The organism is Halorubrum sp. CSM-61, from assembly GCF_003781945.1.
Taxonomy (GTDB): Archaea; Halobacteriota; Halobacteria; order Halobacteriales; family Haloferacaceae; genus Halorubrum.
In genome coordinates this window covers 98,256-119,292 of record NZ_RJJW01000011.1, presented here as the reverse complement: position 1 = coordinate 119,292, position 21,037 = coordinate 98,256, and the positions used below count along the sequence as shown (strand labels likewise).

Sequence of the window (21,037 nt, the reverse complement as noted above, 5' to 3'; positions counted from 1 at the left end):
TCCCTGGAATTCCGCGAAATGCTGCTGAAAGCCACCGTCTACAACCTTCGCCGGGGCGTCCGATATCCGTGAAATCCGCCGCCGTGTACCGAAACCACAGAGCCAAAAAGATAAACAGGTTTGGGCATACATTTCGGTAGATGACATTAGTGTCTCCCGAGAACCCCCTCCCAATCTCACCAGCTGAATATCAGAGCCAGCTACATGATTTCATCGAGTACGAGGCTGATGTTGAGAGGAAGAACAACTGGGAGACACTCACTTCAAACAGCCCACAGACCCTCCAACGGATGGATGTGGGATTTCTGCCATATGCACAACCGCTTGGTGGCATACGTAGAATACAGATGCGCGTACAGCCTGCTGTCGAAAATCCTGATGACGTAGACATACGTGATGACTATGGGTTGTTTGAGGACTACGAGGTTCTCGTCCAGTGTTGCCAATACGAGGAAGGTGAGCAGAACGATGAATACGAAGTCGTCGAAACTATCACAGGGACAATAGGACGGATTGACAACGGGTATATCACTGTCGGATTCCCGGAATTAGCCGTCTCTCAGGACCGAATTGATGAGGCCAACCAGACCGTTTCCGAGTGCGACTTCGTTCATATCGGCGAATTACTCAACCCAACTGTCTTCGACAGAGAGGAAAATGCAGTTAGGGGACTAAACGAGGAGGTATTGGCATACTTTAGCGGGACCCGTGACATAGAATTCGCGGAGAACTCGCGTGCCCTTCGAGAAAGCGAACGCAAAGACGACGAACTGTACGAGAACAGGAACCAAGCTAAGGCGATTAGTCGGGCGCTCACTGCGGAGGGTCTAGCCTGCATTCAGGGGCCACCGGGGACTGGGAAGACAAGGGTGATTGTTGAGTTGGTCCGGCGATGTGTTGAAGCCGACCTGACAGTACTGGTCACCGCAGAGTCCCATCAGGCAGTCGGGAATATCCTCGTTGGAGATAGTAGTGATGAGGATATTGACGAACACTCTCTCCACTACCACAAACGGATTAACGGCTTCCCTCTTGTGCGAGTCAACCCGAAGCATGACAAGATGAGCCCGTTCGAGCGGAAACACTACGGCTCAGAACAACCCTCGGTCTCATCCCCACAATCTAAGGGTGGTATAGTCTACGTCTCGACGAACAACAGCGCCGCTCGGTTAGGCAGTGCCGACAGCAATCCATTCGACGTGGCAATTGTCGATGAAGCCACCCAATCGCGTCAGTCATCGACCTGTATCCCGATTTCACGGGCTGAGAAGACGGTTCTAGTTGGAGACCACAAACAGCTCGGGCCAAAGCGCCCGTTCACCCCAGAAGACGCTGATGAGCCACCGGAGTTAGATTTCGATGCCGAAGAATCGCTGTTCACCCATCTCTACGGAGAAGAAGATGGAGTCTATGGAAACGAAATTGGTGTTATGTTTGACCAACAGTATCGGATGCACCCTAAGATCGCTGGCTTCCCCTCCGAAGAATTCTATAACGGCGATCTTGATACAGCAGTTGATAGGACGCGTCTCAATAACCTCCAGCCGATTCTTGCCCAACACGTGGAAAACAGAGACTCAAGAGATACCGAGAGCAATCAAGCGGAAGCAGAGGCCATTTCCAACTATCTCTCGAGGCTAGTTAGCGTCAGCGGGGTCTCGACCGACAACATTGGTGTCGCCACTGCATATCGTGACCAGGTTCCAGTCCTCCAAACAGCGATGGAACAACGCGACTTCAACCATAAACCCATTCTCGTACAGACCTTCGACGCTTTCCAAGGGAGTGAGCGTGGAGTGATGCTCCTCTCGTTTGTGCGATCAAACCGTCACGGAAACATTGGATTCCTTGGTGGCGAAACTGGAGAACGACGACTCAACGTAGCTATGACGAGAGCAAAACACCACTGCGCGATGTTCGGAGACTGGGACACACTGGCGCAGGGAAGCGGTCTATATGCCCGCCTCAAAGACTACATCCAGCAAACTGGTGTACTCATTGAATAGCAGTTTGATATCAGAAGCGCGTGTCACATCACAGGAGCACCCCTGAGAATTCGAACGCTGATTAACTCCGGATCTCATCCATATCAGAAAGGATTCAGTTAGCGCTCCAAAACGAACTCTCGCCCCCTCTCAAGTAACACCACTGTCTTAGCCGACAACACATTCGAAGCACGCCCATCGGTAATCCTTCGAATACCGCGCATCCTCCATCGGCTTCTTCAACGCTCCACAATGCGGACACTCCTCAAACTCACTCTCCGGCAATACCGTTTCTAACTCGTCTATACACTTCTCAAGTGCGAAGCGAGTGTAGTGATTTCGGAACCACTCATTCCGATTCAGAATCCGCTTGTCGCGGTCCTCTGCCTCAGCTCGCCACTGACCTAGGACAGCAAGTACCTCTTCCAGCTCATTACAGTCTTCAAGATCGTCGAGGCATCGTTCGACAGTTTTCTTCTTGAGTTCTGGTGCGGCACGTTCTCGGATCGCTGGCATATCCGCCTTCACCATCGGATCCTGCCGCTCCTCAATCGCCTCACCCTCAGATTCTAACTCTTCAATTCGTTCTCGCCATTCCTCCCGCAGTGAGTCTAGTTCTACGGACATAGTCCGTCATATGTGAGTGATTGAATTAGTATTCAGGGTGGCTCATGTCGTTTGCTGTGGCGGCGTGCATCGGTATTCGCTTCTCTCGATACCGGGTTAAGGAAATTTAATGTGGTGGTGGCCGTACTACGACTCGTTGCCTCAGCACCCGCCTGCTTCCGGGGATGCGAAGCTCTCACCGGAAGTCCCAGAAGACAGCCTGTTCACCATCGAGGAGTACCTCGAGATGTACAAGGTCGCCGCATCAGAACCCGCATTCAGCATTCTGTGCACGTTGAGCGAGGAAGACAAGCTTAGCGCCAGCAAATTGGGGATGATGCTCGACCGCGAAGACAACGACCTGCACTACTACCTCCGGAAACTCAAGCGCTCAGCGCTCATTCGGAATCGTCGTGACCCGAACACCGGTACGGAAGAGACGTATTCTTATTACGAGCTCACGGATCTCGGGCACGTCATCCTCACCGAGGGGATGGCGACTGGAATCCAGGAACTGGTCAAAGAGGAAGCCACTATCAGTAAACAGGACGGCAAATAGTCCGAACGGTCAGGGCGACTAGTCCAAGGGACTACTGGTTTGTCTTGGCCGGTCACACGGATCGTCTGAGCAACGCTAAATCCGACTTGGAGAGGTTCGCAGACTAAGGCGAGTGAAGAAGGGCTTACGCAAGGCGTGGTTACAACTCAGACGACAATGGCGGGCTATCGGTCCTCCCGGTGTACTAGGATCTCTTCGGGCGGAATGGAGTAGATACATTTCAATTCAGGGAGGTCTAGTGCCTTTGCGGTGAGCGAACGGTGGATGCCGTCAGACGTGACATAGTATTCGTTACCGATTTTCTGTAATCGTGGTGGCGCAGGGTCATCTCGCCTGAATTCGCCGTTGTGAAATCGTGCAAGGTGGCTTTTGATGCGACCAGGATTGAATCGGTTGATGTTTGATTCAAAGGTTCCTGTAATGTTTGAGGGGTTGATGAACTCGGTTTTCTCAGGGTACGGAAGAAAGTCCGAGTCGGAGTCAAGCATCGGGTCCGTTATTCGGGATGGGGTCTTCCATTCGTTGACAAGTTCGGTTGGGGTACTAATCTTACCGTCGTCAACTTTGTGATAGAGGTCTCTGGCGCGGTCGCGCTGGGGGTCAGTTAGTGTGTACGTTTCCATTGAAATTTAGTATTCAGATATGTGCTTTAACGTTCAACCGTGGACTACCTGAACTCGTCCAATCGATCTAATCATTTGAACTTGACCGACTTGATATTGGTCGTGCCGTTGATTAGTAATTGAGGTCCCTCAGTTCGTCTAGGATAGCCAAGACTTCGTCGCTAGTCAGGTCAAAGAGACCTGCTCGAATCGGTGCCCAAGTCTCCTGTTGCTCTTCTACCGCCTCTTCTATCCGATTTAACGCCTCGTCCCAGTATGTCGCTCAGAATTTTCGGTGTGATGTGAAATCAGAACCGCATTATAGTTCCCCTTTCACAGTCCCTTTGGACGAACAGAAGGCACGCATCAAATCCATCCTCCGAGGTTGTGACGACCGGGGGATGGTAGAAATAAGACTGCAGGCTACTTCCGTCTCGCTCCGGGGGGACCGGGTAAAAAGGCGAGTCCGGCCGAGGTGCGACCGTCTTCTCTGCCCGTCACGTCGGTCGCGTCCGGCGCGGCCTTCGAGGGTCACTCACCGGACAGCACCATCTGGACCGGACCGAGGGAATCGTACCGCTCCTTTTCAAGGGTCATCTCCACCGCTTCCTCGAAGGCTCCCAGTCCGGGCCGCTCGTGAGTGACGAACTCGTCGATCGATACCCGGCCGTCGGCGACGAGCGAGGCGACGTACTCGCCGGTCGTCGTGTTCGGCGTCAGAGCGGTCACGCCGGTGACCGGATTTATCCAATCGACGCTCTTCGATCGGAGCTGACGCGGCGTGAGCGAGATGTCCCCGATGACGTACCCGACCTGCACGACGCTGCCCCCCGGGCGAACGACGTCGAACGCCTGCGCGACGGGATCGGTCCCGCCCGTCGCGTCGGACTGGTCGCCGCCGACGGCCTCGAAGGCGACGTCGACGCCGATCCCGTCCGTGAGCGCGTCGATCTCCTCGACGGGGTCGGTCGCCGTCGCGTCGAGGGCCGTCAGTCCGCGGTCCCGAGCGATGGCGAGCTTCTCCTCGTCGATGTCGATCACGATCACGCGCTCCGCGCCTTGGAGGAGCGCCAGCTGAGCGCACTGATAACCCATGACGCCCGTCCCGAACACGGCGACGACGTCGCCGGCGGCGATGTCGGCCTCCTCGACGCACAGGAACGCACTCGCGAGGGGTTGCAGCGCGGCGGCTTCGGCGTCCGAGACGCCGTCCGGGACCTTACAGAGCGCTTCGGCCGGTAGCGCGGTGTACTCCGCCAGGGCGCCGGGAGTGTCGTACCCGATGTAGGTCTTGTTCGGACAGTAGAGTTCGAACCCGGTCTGGCACTGTCGGCACTCGTGGCAGGGAACCTTTCCGGGCGCGTAGACGCGGTCCCCCTCGCTGAAGCCCTGGACGTCGGCGCCGCTCCCGCGGACGATACCGCAGAACTCGTGCCCGAAGAGCCGGGCGTCCCCCCGTGCGAGTCGATCCCTGACCGTCTCGTAGTGCGCGATCTCGTTCCCCCGATACAGATTACACTCGGTGACGCTGAGCTGGACCCGCTGGACCTCTATGAGGAGCTCCTCCGGGCCGGGCGTCGGCTCGGGAACGTCCTGTACTGACGACTCTCCGAAATCGTGGCAAACGATGGCATCCATCGTTAGCACGTCTTGACGAGGAATAATAAACATTCGTCATCGGTACCACTGCAACCGGATCCGAAAAATACGCTATCGGTTTCGACGTGATCGACGCTCTCGGACGGGAAGTCGCCGATTGACACGCTATCCGGGCGTCTTCGGATTCGGAGCCTCGGTGCGACGCTCGGCGGGATCGCACTCACGCACGGGGACACCACCGCCTTCTTCGCCCCCTTCGGCGGCGTCGCCGCGGTGACCGTCATTCTCGGGGCGTATCTGTATTCCCGGGAGACGACGAGCACGTCCGACTGACGGCTCAGCGGTCGCCGTACAGTCGGATCCCCGCGAGCGATTTCGCGAGGAATAAGACGCCGACCCCGAGACAGAGCGGCCCGTACACGCTGTCGGCGAAGGCGAACCGAATCGCGGCGCCGGAGCCGATCAGAAAGAGGCCGACGGTGAGATTGATCCGAATCCTCCGTGCCTCGTTTTCGTCCATCGGTCACCGTGACGAGGCGATCGGTAATGAATGTACCCGTCGGGTCTGCCGAGCGAACCCAGCGGATCGGGGTCCGTCGAGCGATCCACGCGATCGCGGTCCGATCGGCGAGTGCGGGGCGACCGGAAGGACGCCCGCCGGAGGGACTCAGAACAGGTCCGTCCGGCTTTCGAGGACGCCTCGAATGACCGTGAACACGGGCTGGCTGATGAGGACGAACACGACGCCGATCCAGAGGATGATCGCGATCGTACTCTCGAAGAAGTACATCGGATCGTTGCTGCTGATGAGCATGCTCCGGAGGAACGCGCCCTCGATGATCGGACCGAGGATGACGCCGAGGATCAGCGGGATCAGCGAGAAGTCGTTCTCCCGCATCACGAACCCGATCATCCCGAACAGGAACATGAACCAGACGTCGAACATGCTCCCCCGCATCGCATACGACCCGATTACCGTCAACACCAGGATCGCCGGGACGATCATGAAGGTCGGGAGCGTCACGATCCGCACGAGGTACTTCGAGATCCCGAGCGCGAAGATCAGCAGGGCGACGTTCCCCACCAGGAGCGAGAGGATGATGATGTTCGCCTCCAGCGTGAAGTCCTGCATGAGGTTCGGCCCGGGTCGGATCCCGTGAAGCAACAGCGCGGCGAGCATCACCGCGGTCGTTCCGCTGCCGGGGATGCCGAGCGCCAGCGTCGGCACGAGCGACCCGGCGGTGACGGCGCTGTTGGACCCTTCCGAGGCGATGACCCCGTCTGGGTTCCCCTCGCCGAAGCTGTCCGGATCGTTCGACATGGTCTTCGCGATCGCCCAGCTCACGAAGTTCGCGACGGACGTGCCCGCCCCCGGCATCGATCCGATGACCAGTCCCAGCGTCGACGCTCGGAGGAGAGAGAGCGGTCGCGACAGCACGTATCGGAACCCGCCGAGGATGTCGCGGTAGGTCGTCTTGACGTCGGTGTCCGAGCTGATCGCCCGCTTGTCGATGAGGTAGAACAGCTCGGAGATCGCGAACAGGCCGACGACGACGGGAACGAACGGCACCGCGTCGTACAGCCCGAAGAACCCGAAGTCGAGGCGGCGCTGTCCCGTCGTCGGGTCGACGGGCATGGCCGCGATCAGCAGTCCGATGAACCCCGACACGAGCCCTTTCCGGACGTTGTCGCCGATCGCCGCGGCGACGGCCGCGAGCCCGAACAGCCCGAGGACGAATATCTCCCGATTGGTGAAGAGGAACGCGATCTCGCCGATCGGGCCGAGCAGGAACAGGATGACCAGCGCGGCGAGGAACCCGCCGATGACGCTCGCGAGGATCGAGATCCCGAGGGCCTTCGACGCGTCGCCCTGCTGTGACATGGGGTACGCGTCGAGGACGGTCGCCGTCGCCCCGGCGGTCCCGGGAGTGTTGATCAGGACCGCGGGGATCGCTCCGCCGTAGTTCGCGCCGATGTAGATCGCCGACATGAACACCAACGCGATCTCGGGCCGCATGGCCAGCGTGAACGGCAGCGCGATGGCGACCGTGTTCGTCCCGGTGAATCCGGGGATCGATCCGGCGATCATTCCGAAGACGACCCCGATACAGATGAACATGACGTTCTGCGGGGTGAGCAGGAGGCCCAACGCCTCCGGGATCAGCGCTATCGCCACGCGTCACCTCCTCGGCGAGCGCGGACCTCCTCTGGGCGAGCGCGGACCGCCGGTACCGATAGCAGATCGGTTCGCGCTCGCGTCATATGAACATCCCCTCCGGGGGCTGTAACCCCATCAGGCGGACGAACAGGAGGTAGACGAGCGCCAGTACTAGCAGCGTCACGCCGACGATCTGCTTGGCGTCTCGGGACCCGCCGACGAGCATCAGCGCGATCATCGCCAGCGCCGAGGACGAGAAGAACCCGACCAGATCGATGATGAAGAGGTAGACGGTTCCGATCAACACGAGGCCGATCGGCCGCTTCCACTTCTCGAGAGTGACTTTCATCGACTCGGTGAAGTCGAGATCCGGCGATCGGCCGAACAGCCCGTATATCTCTTCGATGTAGACGGTCACTCCGAACAGGAGGAGCATCGAGATCACGAAGTACGGGTAGTACAGGTTGTTCAGCCGAATTCGGCCGTAGGTGCTCTCCAGGTACAACCCCGCGAGGACGAAGCCGGCCGTGATGAACGACAGTCGGACGACTGCCACGTACGCGGTCGATTTCGTCGGAGCGTTTTCGCCCTCCTCGTCGTTTTGCATTGACATTCTGTGTATCTCTCAAAAAATTCAACGAGCCGATCAGTTCTGAACGTACTCTTCGAACAGCGGGACGAATTCCTGGTAGGTCTCGTAGGAACTCTGAAGGATCTCCTCCGTCTCGTCGGGGCTGTTCCAGACTAACTTCCCCAGCTCGCCGATTTCTTCGAGGTCCGCACGGTATTCCTCGTCCTCGTGTGCGCTCTGGAAGGCCTGTTGGACGTGGTCGTACCGGTCGGGGTACTCCTCGGCGGCGGCCGCCGACACGAAGTAGAACTGCGTCCCCGCGGTCGGGGCGTAGTTGATGTCCGTTCCGAGCTCTTCGTTGATCGGCGGCGCGTCGTTCGTGAGGTCCGGTTCGGGGTTCTCCTCGGCGTAGACGCACAGGCAGTGCGACTCGTCGGCGATGCTCGCGCTGTTGTACACGCTCCGTGCCGCGACGTCGATCTCGCCCTGGAGGAGCGCGGTCTGCGTCGGTCCGCCGCCCTCGAACGGGACCAGCGTGAGATCGATGCCCGTCTCCTCCATCAGCATGATGATGGAGAGCATGTTCCGGTTCGTCGGTGCGGACGCCCCGACGGTCAGCTCTCCGGGGTTCTCGTCGGCGTAGTCGACCAGCTCCTGAATCGTTCGGAACCTGTCTTCGTCCTCACGAACGCGGATGATCGCCGCCTCGCTCGAGAGCGTTCCGAGCGGGCGGAGGTCGTCCAGCGTGAACTCGGGCTCGGTGTCGTCCTGCGCCTCGTCGAACGCGATCGTGGCCGGCGTCGCCGGCGAGAGCGTTCCGCCGATTCGCATCAGCTCCTCGTCCTGGGCGACGGTGTTCGCCGCGACTCGCGTCCCGGCGCCGGAGCGGTACTCGATGTTGAAGTTCGCGTCCAGGTAGTCCTCGAAGTACGTCTGGATCTGGCGGAAGTTGGTGTCGACGCCGCCGCCTTCCGAGTACGCGTTGACGAAGGTCAGCGACGACGGCGGGTAGTCGTCTCCGCCGTTGCCCCCGTCGCTGCCGTCGCTCCCGTCAGAGCCGTCGCCTCCGTCTCCACCGTTTCCGGAACAGCCCGCGAGGGAGACGGCCACGGCGCCTGCTCCTGCAGTCTTTACAAATCTCCTTCTGGTATGATCTACCATGATACAGGTCGATGAATGGGGTGGTATTATATATAATTATTGAATAAGGAGATTTACATTTTCCGAACGGCGGACGCGGGTCCGGAGTTCTCGCACTGTGAGCGTGAGAAACCTCGGTTTGGGGAACGACGGACAAAGCGTGTGCCGCGACGTCGAGTCGGAGGGAATCCGACTCGAACTGAGGGTCGATTCGGTTCTGTGGGACCCGATCAGTCGACCCGGTACTCCTCGAACACCTCCTCGTCGATCGTCACTCCGAGGCCCGGCTCGGTCGGGGGATCGATGCGCCCGCCGTCTTCGACGTGTATCGCGTCGCGGTTCTCGATGTAGGGGCCCGCGATGTACTCGCCCGGATCGTCGATGTCGTCGTCGAGAACGGCGAATTCGATGAGCTCACACTGCCGGCTCGCCGCCGCAACGTGCAGACTCGCGGCGTAGTTGATCGCCGGGCCGAGCGCGTGTGGCACCATCTCCTTGTTGAACGACTCGACGAGCGCCGCGACGCGGGTCGCACCGGTGATTCCCCCGACGTAGTCGAGCGACGGTTGATAGATGTCGAGCGCCTCCGCCTTCAGATGGTCGAGAGCGGGGTAGTGCGGCGTGTGCGTCTGGTAGCCGGAGATCGGCACGTCGACGTCCTTGTTGAGCTGGGCCTGCCCCTGAATGTCGGTGTGGGCGATCGGCTCTTCGAACCACTCGACGCCGTGTTCGCTGGCGATCTCGGCGACCTTGTGGGCGTCGGTGTAGGTGTACGAGGTGTTCGCGTCGATCGCGAGCCCGAAGTCGTCCGGGATCGCGTTTGTGATCGTCTCGATCCGGTTGCGGTCCTCGGCGACGCCGAAGCCGGCCCCGATCTTCATCGCCTCGAACCCCTTCTCGTGGAGCCAGTTGGCGTACTCGACCAGCTCGTCGGCCGTCTTGTCCGCCGGGAACGTCGCGTAGGCGTTTACCTCTCCGACCTGTCCACCGAGGAGCTGGTACACCGGTTTCCCGGCGTCTTTCCCCTTGATGTCCCAGAGCGCCTCGTCGATCGCGCTCAGTGCGCCGTACGCACCGGCCCGCTTGACGTGGAGGTACAGCTCGTGCCAGATGTCCTTGACGTTCTCCGGGTCCTTGCCGATGACGTGGGTTCCCATCGATTCGATCGAGCGGGCGAGGAACTGGTTGTTCTCCTCCGACCGGTAGAACGATTCGCCGTATCCCGTGATTCCCTCGTCGGTGTGGATCCGAACCACGACCGAACTGATGTCGAGTTCGCGGTCTCCGACCTGTGCTGGAAGCGACGCCGCCTCGACAGCGCTACCGAGCACTGCCGTTTCTATGTCTGTGACTTGCATCCTACTTCGACAGGTCGCTACATCAGTATAAATAGATAGTGATAGATGCAGCAATTCTCCGGTTCTTCCGGCGCGACCGTGGGTTCAGAGAACGTGCCGGCTCCAGCCGCCGTCGACGCTGAGCACCTCTCCGGTGACGAAGCTCGCTCTGGGTGAGGCGAGATAGGCGACCGCGTCGGCGAACTCCGCGGGGTCGCCGGCCCGGTTCATCGAGACCTCGTCGACCCGGCTCTGCATCGCCTCGTCGAACGACATGTCCCGCTGTTCGGCGCGTCGCTCGACCTTGTACTTGATCCGATCGGTCATGATGAAACGCGGGGTGACGGCGTTCGACCGGACCGACGGGGCGTACTCGCGGGAGATCGACTTCACCAACCCGTACAGGCCGAGCCGGAAGACGTTGGAGATGGCGTGCCCTTTTGGCGGCTCTCTCGCCGAGGCGCTCGTGACCGTCACGAGCGACCCGATCTCGCTCTCCTGAAGGTGCGGAAGGACGGCCTCCGTCATCCACCGCGTGCTGGAGACCACGCGGTGGTAGCTCTCGTCCCACTGCTCGTTCGTCGCCTCTTCGAACGTCACCGCCGGCGGGCCGCCGTGGTTGTTGACGTGGACGTCGATCGCTCCGAACGCCTCGACGGTCTCGGAGACGAGCCGCTCGATGTCGCTCCGGTCGGTGACGTCACACCGGATTGGGAGGACCCGATCGTCGTCCACGCCGACGTCCTCGCAGAGCTGTTCGGCCGCGTCGCGCACCTTCTCCTCGGTCCGCGAGCAGATCGCGACGTTCGCTCCCTCCTCGAGTAACCGTCTCGCCGCCGCGTTCCCGATCCCGTCGCTCGACGCCGCGACGATCGCGGTTCGGTCCTGTAGTCGTAAATCCATCGTCGCCTACAGGTGTGTAGAGGAGTGACAAAGCAGTTACGGGATCTGCTGTTTTCCAAACAATAAGGTTCCCTGCCACCGTGGGTAGCGCCAATGAACCTCCCCACGGATCGAGTGACGGGAACCTTACGCACGTACGATCTGGTGATTCTCGTCTCCCTGCTCTGGTTTATGGTCCAGTTTCTCAGATTCGTGTTTCCACCGCTGTTCGAGACGTTTCAGGGGCTCTACGGAGTTACGAACACGCAGACCGGGATCCTCTTTACCGCGATGATGCTCGCGTACGCGTCCGTCCAGTTCCCCGCGGGCGTTCTCGGCGATCGGATCGGTCGGCCCGTCGTCATTCTCGGGGGGGCGGTGGTGTTCTCCGGCGCGGCGCTCCTTGCGGCATTCAGCCCCGGCTTTCTGGTCGTGCTCGTCGCCGCGGTCCTCATCGGCCTGGCGACCGGCCCGCACAAGGCGGTCGCTATCCCCCTGTTGTCGAACCAGTACCCGGACCGCACCGGACGGGCGCTCGGAGCGATGGACACGATCGGCCAGTTCGGCGGGATGACCGCCCCGCTCGTCGTCGTCGCCTTTCTCGGTATCGCGTTCTGGCAGGGCGTGTTCATCCTCGGCGCCGCCCTCTCGCTCGCGTTCTCGTTCCTGTTCTACCTCCGCATTCGAGGCGACGAGTCCCTGCAGGTCCGGGGGGCTCCGACGGAGACGGACGCCGACGACGACGGGGGCGAGGCGAGTTACGTCTCGGTGTTCGCCGACCGGGACCTGTTGGTGTTCATGCTCGTCACCATGCTGTTCACCTTCGCCTGGAACGGGCTCTCGTCGTTTTTCCCGCTTTTTCTCGCCACCGAGAAGGGCGTCTCGAGCGGGAACGCCGGGGCCCTCTATAGCCTCCTGTTCGCCGTCAGTATCAGCCAGGCGGTCACCGGCGACCTCAGCGATCGGGTCGGTCGTCTCAGCGTCGGCGTCCTGCTGTTCGGCGCCATGTTCGTCGGCGTCGTGAGCCTGCTGTTCGTCGGATCGCTCCCCGCGCTGGCCGCCATTACCGTCCTGATCGGCGTGGGTTTCCACGGGTTCCGTCCGGTGCGTGACTCGTACCTGGTGGACGTGATCCCCGACGACATCGGCGGCGGAACCCTCGGAGTCGTCCGGACGGGGATGACGACGATCGGCGCGCTCGCCCCGGCGATCATCGGATATCTCTCGGACACCGCCGGGTTCGAGACGGCGTTCGCCGTCATCGGTGCCGCGGCGGCCGGCGCCGGCGTCCTCGTGTACTCGCTTCGGTAGATCGGTCGCATACGCGTCGAACGCGGCGAAGAGTTGAAGTGCTGTCACGCGTTTGGTTCGGTATGGCCGAACAATCGCGCTCCGTCAAGTCGATCGAAACGACGTTTCGGATCGTCGACGCCCTCATCGAACACGACGGGGCTCGCATCACTGAGCTGTCGGACGAGCTCGACCTCGCGAAGAGCACCGTTCATCAGCAGCTCGCCACGCTGTGCTCGCTCGGGTACGCGGTGAAAGAGGACGGCGAGTACCACGTCGGGTTGAAGTTCTTCTCGATCGGTGAGCACGCGCGGAACCGGAAGGAGAGCGCTCAACTCGCCAAGCCGATGGTCGAACAGCTCGCGGCGGAGACGGAAGAGCGAGTGCAGTTCTTCGTCGAAGAGCACGGACACGCGATTTACCTGTACGTCCAGGAGGGGGAACACGGCGTGAAGGTGGGTCGTCATCCCGGGAAGATCCGACACCTGCACTCCAGCGCCGGCGGCAAGGCGATCCTCGCTCAGATGCCCCGCGAACGCGTCCTCGAGGTTATCGACCGGTGGGGGCTCCCGGCGGAGACCGAGCACACGATCACGGACGAGGCGGAGCTCTTCGAGGAACTGGAACGGATCCGCGAGCGGGGCTACTCGACGAACAAGGAGGAATCGATCGAGGGGCTCTGGGCGCTCGGCGTCCCGGTTATCGCGAACGACGAGGTGGTCGGGGCCTTCAGCGTCTCGGGGCCCCGCCATCGCCTCAACACGGAGCGGTTCCGAACGGAGCTCCCCGACGTACTGCTCGGGGCCGCGAACGAACTCGAGCTCAAGCTCGAGTATCTGTGACTCGACAAAACAGTTATCAATCTCGGGTCGGAGTTTGGTATCGATGGTAATCGTATCAGCCGTCGACGGTGCGGAGGATCGGCGCGTCGTGGAAGAGGGCGTCTCGCTCGCGGAGGCGTTCGGCGAGGAGCTCCACGTGCTCCACGTCGCGAGCCGGGAGGACATCGAGAGGCCGGAGGGGGGCGGCAGCGAAACCGTGCTGGAGCGCGCCGAAAACCGCGCCGCGGATGTCGGGGCCGACGTCGCAGACGACTTCGTCGCCGTGGGGCGGATCGGCCGACCCGCACAGGAGATCGACGACTACGTCTCGTCGACCGAAACGCGGTACCTCGTGGTCGGCGGCCGCAAGCGAACCCCTATCGGAAAGGCGCTGTTCGGGAGTATCACCCAATCGGTGCTGCTCTCCGTGGACTGCCCGGTCGTTGCCGTTCGCGAACGGGACGAATAGCCCCGGTCGTTCGTGAGAAACGAACACATTGCGCTAAAGATCGTTTTTACTGGACTCCCGCGTCGATCCGACTGTACCGGCCGGATCTACGGGAACACCACATTGATCATAAACATTCGTTTAGATAACGTAGGTGACGAATACCCATCGTCCATTGTGGGCCGCGTAGCCATTACAGTAGTACAGTTGTAATTATATCGCTCGATACGCTTCTGGTGAACCCGCGGCTATTCCGCAGTTCGCCATCTGTTCGTCAACAACGAACATCGATCGGAGCGCGCCACTGTGGGGGGACCACCGAACCGCGCGAATACTCTCGGCCTCGACCCGTCTCGGAATCTGCCGACCGAGTTCTCCCGGTGGTCATCGGGGTTGCCCCAGACGAAACACTCATGTATTATTATCCGAATCTAAGTCTATGGGCGAAACCGCCACACTAGCGGAGTTTGTAGAGTCCACCACGCTCGACGAGGTCGACGCCGACGCCGTGAGTCACGCGAAGACGGCTATTCGCGACTACGTGGGCGTGGCCCTGTTCGGGTCCCATCACGAGGTCGGCGACCACGTCTACGACTACCTCGACGCGTACGGGGGATCCGGGTCGGCGACGGTGTTCCAGCGAGAGCCGAAGTCGCCGCCGGCCGCCGCGCTGGCCAACGGCGCGTTCGGTCACGCCGTCGACTACGACGACACGTTCGAGTCCATCGTCATCCACCCGACCTCACCGGTGTTCGCCGCGGCGCTCGCCGCCGCCGACGACGTCGACGCGTCCGGAGAGGAGCTGCTCACCGGCTACGTCGTCGGCTGCGAGGTCGCGTATCGCGTCGGTCACAGCACGTACCCGGAGCACTACCAGAACGGATGGCACAGCACCGGCACGGCGGGGTCGTTCGGAGCCGCGGCGGCCGCCGCCTCGGTGCTCGGCCTCGACGCCGAGACGATCCGGCGGGCGTTCGGCGTCGTCGCATCCTCGTCGTCGTCGCTGAAGAAGAACTTCGGCACGATGACGAAACCGCTTCACGCGGGACACGCGGGACAGATGGGCGTACGCGCCGCGCTCCTCGCCCGTGAGGGTTTCACCGCGGATCCGGACATCTTCGAGGGAGACATCGGCTACAACACGGTCATGACGATCGACGGCGCGTACGACCCGGAGGAGATCACCGACGGGCTCTCCGAGGAGTGGGCCGTCCTCGACGTCGGCTTCAAGCCGTACCCGTCCGGCGTCATCACCCACGCGGCGATGGACGCGATGCGGAACCTCGTCGACGAGCACGACCTGACGCCGGAGAACGTCGACGAGGTCGTGGTCACGCTCGAGGACGCCGCCTCGGAGATGCTCCACCACGAGAACCCCTCGAACGAGCTGGAAGCGAAGTTCTCGATCGAGTTCTGCCTCGGTGCGATCCTCCGCGAGGGTGACGCCGGCATCCACGAGTTCACCGACGAGTACGTCTCGGAGGAGGCGACGAAAGCGGCGATCGGCAAGGTCTCGCGGGCGTTCGAGGAGGACCTCTTCGGCGACGACTTCGCCGGGTACGGCGCCATCGTCCGGGTGACGACGACCGACGGCGAGGAGCTCCGAGAGGAGATCCGTCACGCGCCCGGGAGCCCGAACAACCCGGTGAGCGACGAGCGGCTCGAGGCGAAGTTCGCCGAGTGTACCGAGACCCGCCTGAGCGCCGAGGAGGCCGACGCGCTCGCCGACGCGATCGACGACCTCGAGCGCGTCGACGTCGACGAGCTCCGTCGGTACCTCGCACCGACCGCGGTCGGATCGGCGGACTAGTAACCGCTTCTCACGGACACCGGCGGCGAACCCGGCTACTCCAGCGCGTCCGGGTTCGCCACGTACTGCCGATCCACCGCGTCGCCGTCGAGGATCGCGGCCAAGTTCTCCGCGGTGGCGTTGAGCATCCGCCGTCTGGTCTCCGTCGTCGCTCCCGCGAGATGGGGGGTCGCGAGGACGTCCTCGCGCCCGACGAGCGGCCCGTCCGGGTCCGGGGGTTCCTCGTGGAAGACGTCGAGCACCGCCCCGCCGAGCGTCCCGGCGTCGAGGGCCGCCGCGACGGCGTCGTAATCGACGACCGCTCCGCGCGACGTGTTCACGAGGACCGCGCCGTCTTTCATCAGGTCGACGCCGCGCTGGTCGATGAGTCCCTCCGTCTCCGGGGTCAGTCGAACGTGAACGGACACGACGTCGGAGCGGGTCAACAGGCCGTCCAGCTCCGCCCGCTCCGCGCCGACCTCCTCGAGCCGCTCGTCGTCGACGTACGGGTCGTAGACGAGGATCTCCTCGCAGAACGGTCGGAACCGCTTGGCGGTCTCGCTCCCCGCCGCTCCGAGTCCGACGATGCCGATCGTCTTGCCGCGGAGTTCGCCGCCCCACCAGTCGGGCGAGCGCCATCCGCCCGCCTCGAGGTGGTCCTGCGCCGCCGGAATCCCCCGGAGGTGCGAGAGGGTCGCGCCGACCGTGAACTCCGCCACGGCGACGGCGTTCATCCCCGGCGTGTGCAACACGACGACGCCCGCCTCAGTCGCCGCGTCGATGTCGATGTTGTCGATGCCGGACCCGGGTTTCGCTATCGCCTCCAGGTTCGGCGCGTTCTCGATAACGGTCGCGTCGAAGTCGTTCTCCGAGTGGACGAACAGCCCGCGCGCGTCGCCCACGATCTCGCTCAGTTCGTCCGCGTCGTATCGCTTCTTTTCTACGACCTCCGTCTCGACGTCGTCGAACGCGTCGTCCACCCACGCGATGGACCGCGTACTAACTATTTCGGGGCTCACGTTCCCCTCCTGTGGCCACCGAATAATAACCGTTGCTGAACCAGTAGTCTCTCGTAACCCAGAGAGGCGGACCCGTAGTGCCCCGCCTCACTCCCCGTGTAGCGGCTGTCCCCAGTCGCGGTCGAGCCCCGAGCGGTAGTCGTCCAAGAGCGCGTCCCAGTCGTCGGGGAGGTCGATCCGCACCGTCGTCGGTCCCCCCTCCATCGGACCCAGCACGGCGTTCCACGCCCCCTCCCCGCCGGCGACGACGACCTCGATCTCTTCCGGCGAGTCGTGGACGCGCCGTCGAACGTCGTTCAGCGCTTCCGGGTCCGGCGTTCGCCGTCGCTTGCCCGGGCTACTGAAGCTCTCTCCGGGAACGACCGCGTTCTCGTAGATGTACTCCTTGACCTCCCGCTTGGAAACGTCTCGCAGCTCGTGAGCGTTGGCGGGCGAGATGACGTACACCGCGCCCTTTCGGAAGCCCAGCTGCGACGGGGTGTTGTACACCAACCGCGAGAGGATCCCCGTCTTGGTCTTGTTCCGCCCGTAGTTCGAGCTCTGGACGAAACAGTTGACGTTCGTGACCGTGATCGTGTTTTCGTCGTCGTCGTATCCCCGCTCGACGTGGAACGGCTCCCACGGGGTCTTCCGCTCGTTCTCGCCGGTGACGAGCGTGTTTTTGAACGGGTTTCCGATCACGCCCATCGCCTGCTCACCGGGATGGTGACCGGCGGTGTTCTGCAAGATCAGTCCCAATGCCCGGCCGATCGTCTGGTTGGATCGGAATCCGGGCCCGAACGCGCCCGTGTCGGAGTTGACGTCGAGTACCTCCCGTATCGGCCCGTTGAGCAGGAACAGGTGCGCCGACGAGTCGGTCCCGACCGAGGCTTCGATCATCTCGGAGCCCGGGGCGACCTGTGCCCGCGCCCCGGCGATCAACACCGGCATATGGATGGGGAGACACCCGGCCATGACGCCGTTGACCGCGACGGTTTCGACGGTGAGCCGTCCCTGTCTGTTCCCGAGGCGCCCGATCTCCATTTCGGGCGCGAGATCCGTCCCCTCGAGCATTCTGTCGACGCGCCGGTCGGTCGGCGGTATCACCGGGAGTCCGTCCGTCGAACCCGACTCGTAGTACGCCTCGTACACCTCGTCGATCGAGTCGTCCGGCATCGAACTAGTCCTCCGCCGTGCCGCGCTCCTCGTCGGTCAGCGGCTCCGTCAGCGCGGTCTCGATCGCATCGAGCAGGGTCTCGTCGACGGCCTCACGGATCAGATCGAGGTCGGTCGTCTCCGATCGGATCGGAACCTCTCGGTGTCGGAGCCGTCGCCCCTCGTTACGGGCGTTCGTCTCGAAGCTCAGACCGAACTCGTCGGCGACCAGCCCGACCGCCGGAACGCCGGCCGCCTCGACGGCGTTCGTGGCCCTCGCGATCGCTCGGGTACAGCCGCCGCAGTCCCCGATTATCGCCAGACAGACGTCGGTCTCCGACGCGGCCCACTCGCCGATCTGTCGGAGGCTCTCCTCGTCCCGCGCCGGAACGTGAAACCGTTCGAAGGTCGCGTTGGGATACCGCTCCGCGAGCAGCGACTGTAACACGTCCGTGACCGGCTCGGCCGCGGGCTTCGCGTTGTTATAAAAGCCGATCCGAAGGCCGTCGAGCGCCTCCACCCGGTCGTTCAACGGTTGAAGCGTCTCGTCCGCGGTACTCTCCGCTACTGGGTCTCTCATGTGTGAGTTGGTATCAAGCTACAAATAATATAAACATATCGGTCGGGGTGGAATCGGACGATCTGAGGGGTGAGACGGTACATTCGAGTCGTCGTCCGGAGTCGCGAACGGAGACCGAGTGGATTCGCTGGTGCAGTACTCTCCATCGCGGCGCGGATCCGTCAGCGAACTCGTCGCAAACGCTACCTCGGTCTGAGACACAACTATCTGATAATCTATAAATTAGGTAATTTATCAAAATATAAATATACAAATAAAGACACGGGTGCGTTAGCAACGGCGGAGCAGAATTCCCCACCGAGTGAATCAGCACCGAAGCTCGGCTGAAGACGGTTTCTCGGTGATTTCCGGATCGGCACGTCAAGACCGTCACTATTGTCGCATCGTATGGGTCGTGTCAGAACACATCCGCAGCGGATCGATCGAATAGCCAAGTAACCGCTTCTCCCCGAGAAAAATAGGGTTCAGAATAATCGCTTTTCCGCTGGACATCGACGCCAAGCTACGACCGGTATTTCAGATCGTCGACCCGGATCACGAATCCGCCAACTCCGGCGTAGTTCGGTCTATTCGATAGGTTAGCGGCGATTTCTGGGCTCCGTAAGGAACGCTAGAGATCTGTCGTCAGAAAAACTAATCGGAAATATATTTATTAGTTATGTTTGATAGGTATGCACAGAGGCCGGTCACGAACTCGATCCGGTCGCCAGAGAGACGGTACAACCGGTGAGACGCGATACGAATTGAGTACGCCGATCGGCGGTCTGGCTTTCTCGCGACCGAAGGACCGACCGGGCCATCGCGTTCACGGAGAAGACTGTGACACCGCATCGACGGAGATCTGTACTGGATTCGTTCCTATATACCATGTTGGAGAATATTATTGAATATTGATATTTGATCCTACTTCTCCCGATCGGTCGTTTCTGATAGAGACGGATCTACAGCCGGCGTCGGGTCCGAACTCGAACCTGGAGGCGGTCGCGTCGACCGCGTCTCGGATCGGCGATGGCAGTACGGTCGGTGAACGTCACCGATCCAGAATCGAACTCTCTGTTAAATCGGACGTTAGACGGGACGAAACCGACTGTATTCACGAATCGATCTCCCCGAACTTCCGAGACGTAGGCGGCGTGGACGCCGCGATCGGTCCGGTGTCTCCCGGCACGATCGGTCGACGTCCCCGTCGGGTGGTCGCTGAAACCGCGATCTCGATCTCCGTGGGTGACCGATGAGAGACCGGGGCGCATTTAGATATGAGATCTTAGGTAAATCAAGAAAAGACATGTTCGTTATATAAATACAGGTGGCGCGGAATCGGCCACTGTGAAGGCCGACCGCTCCATGTTCGTTCCGAGCGACCGGTGATTGGCCGATCGTGGGCCGTGGTCGCACCGATCGTGGGCCGTGGTCGCACCGATCGTCGGATCGTCCGCCGCGATCGCATCGACGGGGACCGATCGCTCTCAGTAGAGGGATGCGGTGATGGGCGACGACGGAAGAGAGTAGAGCGGCCTACAGCGACTCGTACAGCTCGCGGTACCGCTCTGCGATCGCGTCGAGCGAGAACGACTCGCTACGCTTCTCGGCGTTCGACCCGAGGCGCTCCCGGAGCTCGGGGTCGGAGAGCCGGCGGATCGCGTCGGCGAACGCTCCGATTTCGTCGGCCGCGGCGGCGGGGTCGACCTTCAGGCAGTCCTCGCCGTCGTCGAGCCACGAGAACGTCTCGATGTCGCGGACGACCACGGCCTTGCCAGCGGTCATCGCCTCCAGAAGCGCGATCCCCTCGTTCTCCTCGTGGGTCGGGAACAGGAACACGTCGCCCGCGGCGAACGCCCCTCGGATGTCGTCGACGAAACCCGTGAACGTGCAGTTGTCCGGCGACTCCTCGATGAGCCGAGTGGTCTCGCGGCCCTTTAAGGAGAGGTCGAGCGGTCCGAACCACGCGAAGTCGACGTCGGGCAGTTCGCGGGCCAGGTCGACGAACGTTGCTAACCCCTTCCGTTTGATCACGTGGCCGACGAGGAAGACGGTCGGCGGGGACAGGTCGTAGCGCTCGCGGTACTCGGCCTCCAGCGACTCGAAGCCGGCGAGCTTCTCGCGGTCGACGCCGTTCGAGACGACGGTCGTGGGTCGGTCGGCGTACCCCTCGATCACCCCGCGGTTGTACTCGGAGGGGCAGACCAACGCGTCGGCGAGCCCGTACGCTCGACTGAGGTACGGCTTGAGCGGCTTCGCCAAGGCGTTGGTGAAGCGGAAGCTGTCGCCGAAGTCCTCCGCGGTGACGTGGGTGTGCGCGACCACGGGGACCCCGCGGTCGCTCGCGCGCTTCGCGTACCAGACGGAGCGCGGTCCCATCAAGTTGCAGTGGAGCACGTCGGCGTCGAGGGTCGGCTCGGTGGTGTACGCGATCCCCTCGCGGTCGAGCATCTTCCGCTGGTGGACGACCGACTCGCGGATGCCGCCGGTGACGTGCTCCTCGAACTCGAAGTAGTGGGAGACCTTCATCGCGGGGTC

At 61.8% G+C, this 21,037-nt stretch carries 19 protein-coding genes; 6 read left to right on the top strand and 13 right to left on the bottom strand.

The genetic code is table 11. The annotated features are described in order from the left end of the window. The first annotated feature begins 140 nt into the window (after positions 1-140). Entirely contained in the window at positions 141-2,006 is a 1,866-nt protein-coding gene (locus EDM04_RS16725) for an AAA domain-containing protein (RefSeq protein ID WP_123624146.1), read from the top strand. Between the two features lie 147 nt (positions 2,007-2,153). On the opposite strand, the gene EDM04_RS16720 is transcribed toward EDM04_RS16725, so the two are convergent. Beyond that, on the bottom strand, positions 2,154-2,612 hold the full coding sequence (locus EDM04_RS16720; protein WP_123624144.1) for a hypothetical protein: 459 nt from the start codon (positions 2,610-2,612) through the stop codon (positions 2,154-2,156). A 136-nt stretch (positions 2,613-2,748) separates the two neighbouring features. Between EDM04_RS16720 and EDM04_RS16715 the strand changes: the two genes are divergently transcribed. Continuing rightward, the gene (locus tag EDM04_RS16715; RefSeq protein WP_123624142.1) at positions 2,749-3,150 is read left to right on the top strand and encodes a MarR family transcriptional regulator; all 402 of its coding nucleotides are present in this window, start codon (positions 2,749-2,751) and stop codon (positions 3,148-3,150) included. Positions 3,151-3,314: 164 nt separating this feature from the next. On the opposite strand, the gene EDM04_RS16710 is transcribed toward EDM04_RS16715, so the two are convergent. The 8 genes from EDM04_RS16710 to EDM04_RS16675 form a co-directional block, all read right to left on the bottom strand. After that, positions 3,315-3,773, bottom strand: a complete 459-nt coding sequence (locus EDM04_RS16710) for a hypothetical protein (RefSeq protein ID WP_123624140.1) — start codon at positions 3,771-3,773, stop codon at positions 3,315-3,317. A gap of 510 nt (positions 3,774-4,283) precedes the next feature. After that, complete coding sequence (locus EDM04_RS16705; protein WP_123624138.1) at positions 4,284-5,390, bottom strand: zinc-binding dehydrogenase; 1,107 nt, start codon at positions 5,388-5,390, stop codon at positions 4,284-4,286. A 298-nt stretch (positions 5,391-5,688) separates the two neighbouring features. Then, positions 5,689-5,871: a hypothetical protein gene (locus tag EDM04_RS16700; protein ID WP_123624136.1), complete on the bottom strand. Its 183-nt coding sequence runs from the start codon at positions 5,869-5,871 to the stop codon at positions 5,689-5,691. A gap of 147 nt (positions 5,872-6,018) precedes the next feature. Next, a complete protein-coding gene (locus EDM04_RS16695) occupies positions 6,019-7,527 on the bottom strand; it encodes a tripartite tricarboxylate transporter permease (RefSeq protein WP_206424486.1) in 1,509 nt (502 codons plus the stop codon). Between the two features lie 82 nt (positions 7,528-7,609). Continuing rightward, a complete protein-coding gene (locus EDM04_RS16690; protein WP_164471156.1) occupies positions 7,610-8,116 on the bottom strand; it encodes a tripartite tricarboxylate transporter TctB family protein in 507 nt (168 codons plus the stop codon). Between the two features lie 39 nt (positions 8,117-8,155). Continuing rightward, the gene (locus tag EDM04_RS16685) at positions 8,156-9,190 is read right to left on the bottom strand and encodes a tripartite tricarboxylate transporter substrate-binding protein (RefSeq protein ID WP_343198588.1); all 1,035 of its coding nucleotides are present in this window, start codon (positions 9,188-9,190) and stop codon (positions 8,156-8,158) included. 260 nt (positions 9,191-9,450) lie between these two features. Further along, the gene (locus EDM04_RS16680) at positions 9,451-10,578 is read right to left on the bottom strand and encodes a mandelate racemase/muconate lactonizing enzyme family protein (protein ID WP_123624132.1); all 1,128 of its coding nucleotides are present in this window, start codon (positions 10,576-10,578) and stop codon (positions 9,451-9,453) included. Between the two features lie 84 nt (positions 10,579-10,662). Next, the gene (locus EDM04_RS16675) at positions 10,663-11,460 is read right to left on the bottom strand and encodes an SDR family oxidoreductase (RefSeq protein ID WP_123624130.1); all 798 of its coding nucleotides are present in this window, start codon (positions 11,458-11,460) and stop codon (positions 10,663-10,665) included. 93 nt (positions 11,461-11,553) lie between these two features. Between EDM04_RS16675 and EDM04_RS16670 the strand changes: the two genes are divergently transcribed. The 4 genes from EDM04_RS16670 (at position 11,554) to EDM04_RS16655 (ending at position 15,808) form a co-directional block, all read left to right on the top strand. Continuing rightward, positions 11,554-12,750 (top strand): MFS transporter, encoded by a 1,197-nt coding sequence (locus EDM04_RS16670; RefSeq protein ID WP_123624128.1) that lies wholly within the window; start codon positions 11,554-11,556, stop codon positions 12,748-12,750. 62 nt (positions 12,751-12,812) lie between these two features. Beyond that, complete coding sequence (locus EDM04_RS16665) at positions 12,813-13,571, top strand: IclR family transcriptional regulator (RefSeq protein WP_123624126.1); 759 nt, start codon at positions 12,813-12,815, stop codon at positions 13,569-13,571. A gap of 43 nt (positions 13,572-13,614) precedes the next feature. Beyond that, a complete protein-coding gene (locus tag EDM04_RS16660) occupies positions 13,615-14,019 on the top strand; it encodes a universal stress protein (RefSeq protein ID WP_123624123.1) in 405 nt (134 codons plus the stop codon). A 418-nt stretch (positions 14,020-14,437) separates the two neighbouring features. Then, positions 14,438-15,808: an MmgE/PrpD family protein gene (locus EDM04_RS16655; RefSeq protein ID WP_123624121.1), complete on the top strand. Its 1,371-nt coding sequence runs from the start codon at positions 14,438-14,440 to the stop codon at positions 15,806-15,808. Between the two features lie 35 nt (positions 15,809-15,843). On the opposite strand, the gene EDM04_RS16650 is transcribed toward EDM04_RS16655, so the two are convergent. From EDM04_RS16650 to EDM04_RS16635, 4 genes are all read right to left on the bottom strand, one after another. Further along, positions 15,844-16,806, bottom strand: a complete 963-nt coding sequence (locus tag EDM04_RS16650) for a hydroxyacid dehydrogenase (protein ID WP_164471155.1) — start codon at positions 16,804-16,806, stop codon at positions 15,844-15,846. 87 nt (positions 16,807-16,893) lie between these two features. Continuing rightward, positions 16,894-17,961 carry a hypothetical protein gene (locus EDM04_RS16645; protein WP_123624117.1) on the bottom strand — a complete coding sequence of 356 codons (1,068 nt, stop codon included), beginning with the start codon at positions 17,959-17,961 and terminating at the stop codon, positions 16,894-16,896. Between the two features lie 4 nt (positions 17,962-17,965). Next, the gene (locus tag EDM04_RS16640; RefSeq protein WP_123624115.1) at positions 17,966-18,520 is read right to left on the bottom strand and encodes a hypothetical protein; all 555 of its coding nucleotides are present in this window, start codon (positions 18,518-18,520) and stop codon (positions 17,966-17,968) included. Between the two features lie 1,515 nt (positions 18,521-20,035). Further along, entirely contained in the window at positions 20,036-21,028 is a 993-nt protein-coding gene (locus EDM04_RS16635) for a glycosyltransferase family 4 protein (protein WP_123624113.1), read from the bottom strand. Between the last annotated feature and the right edge of the window lie 9 nt (positions 21,029-21,037).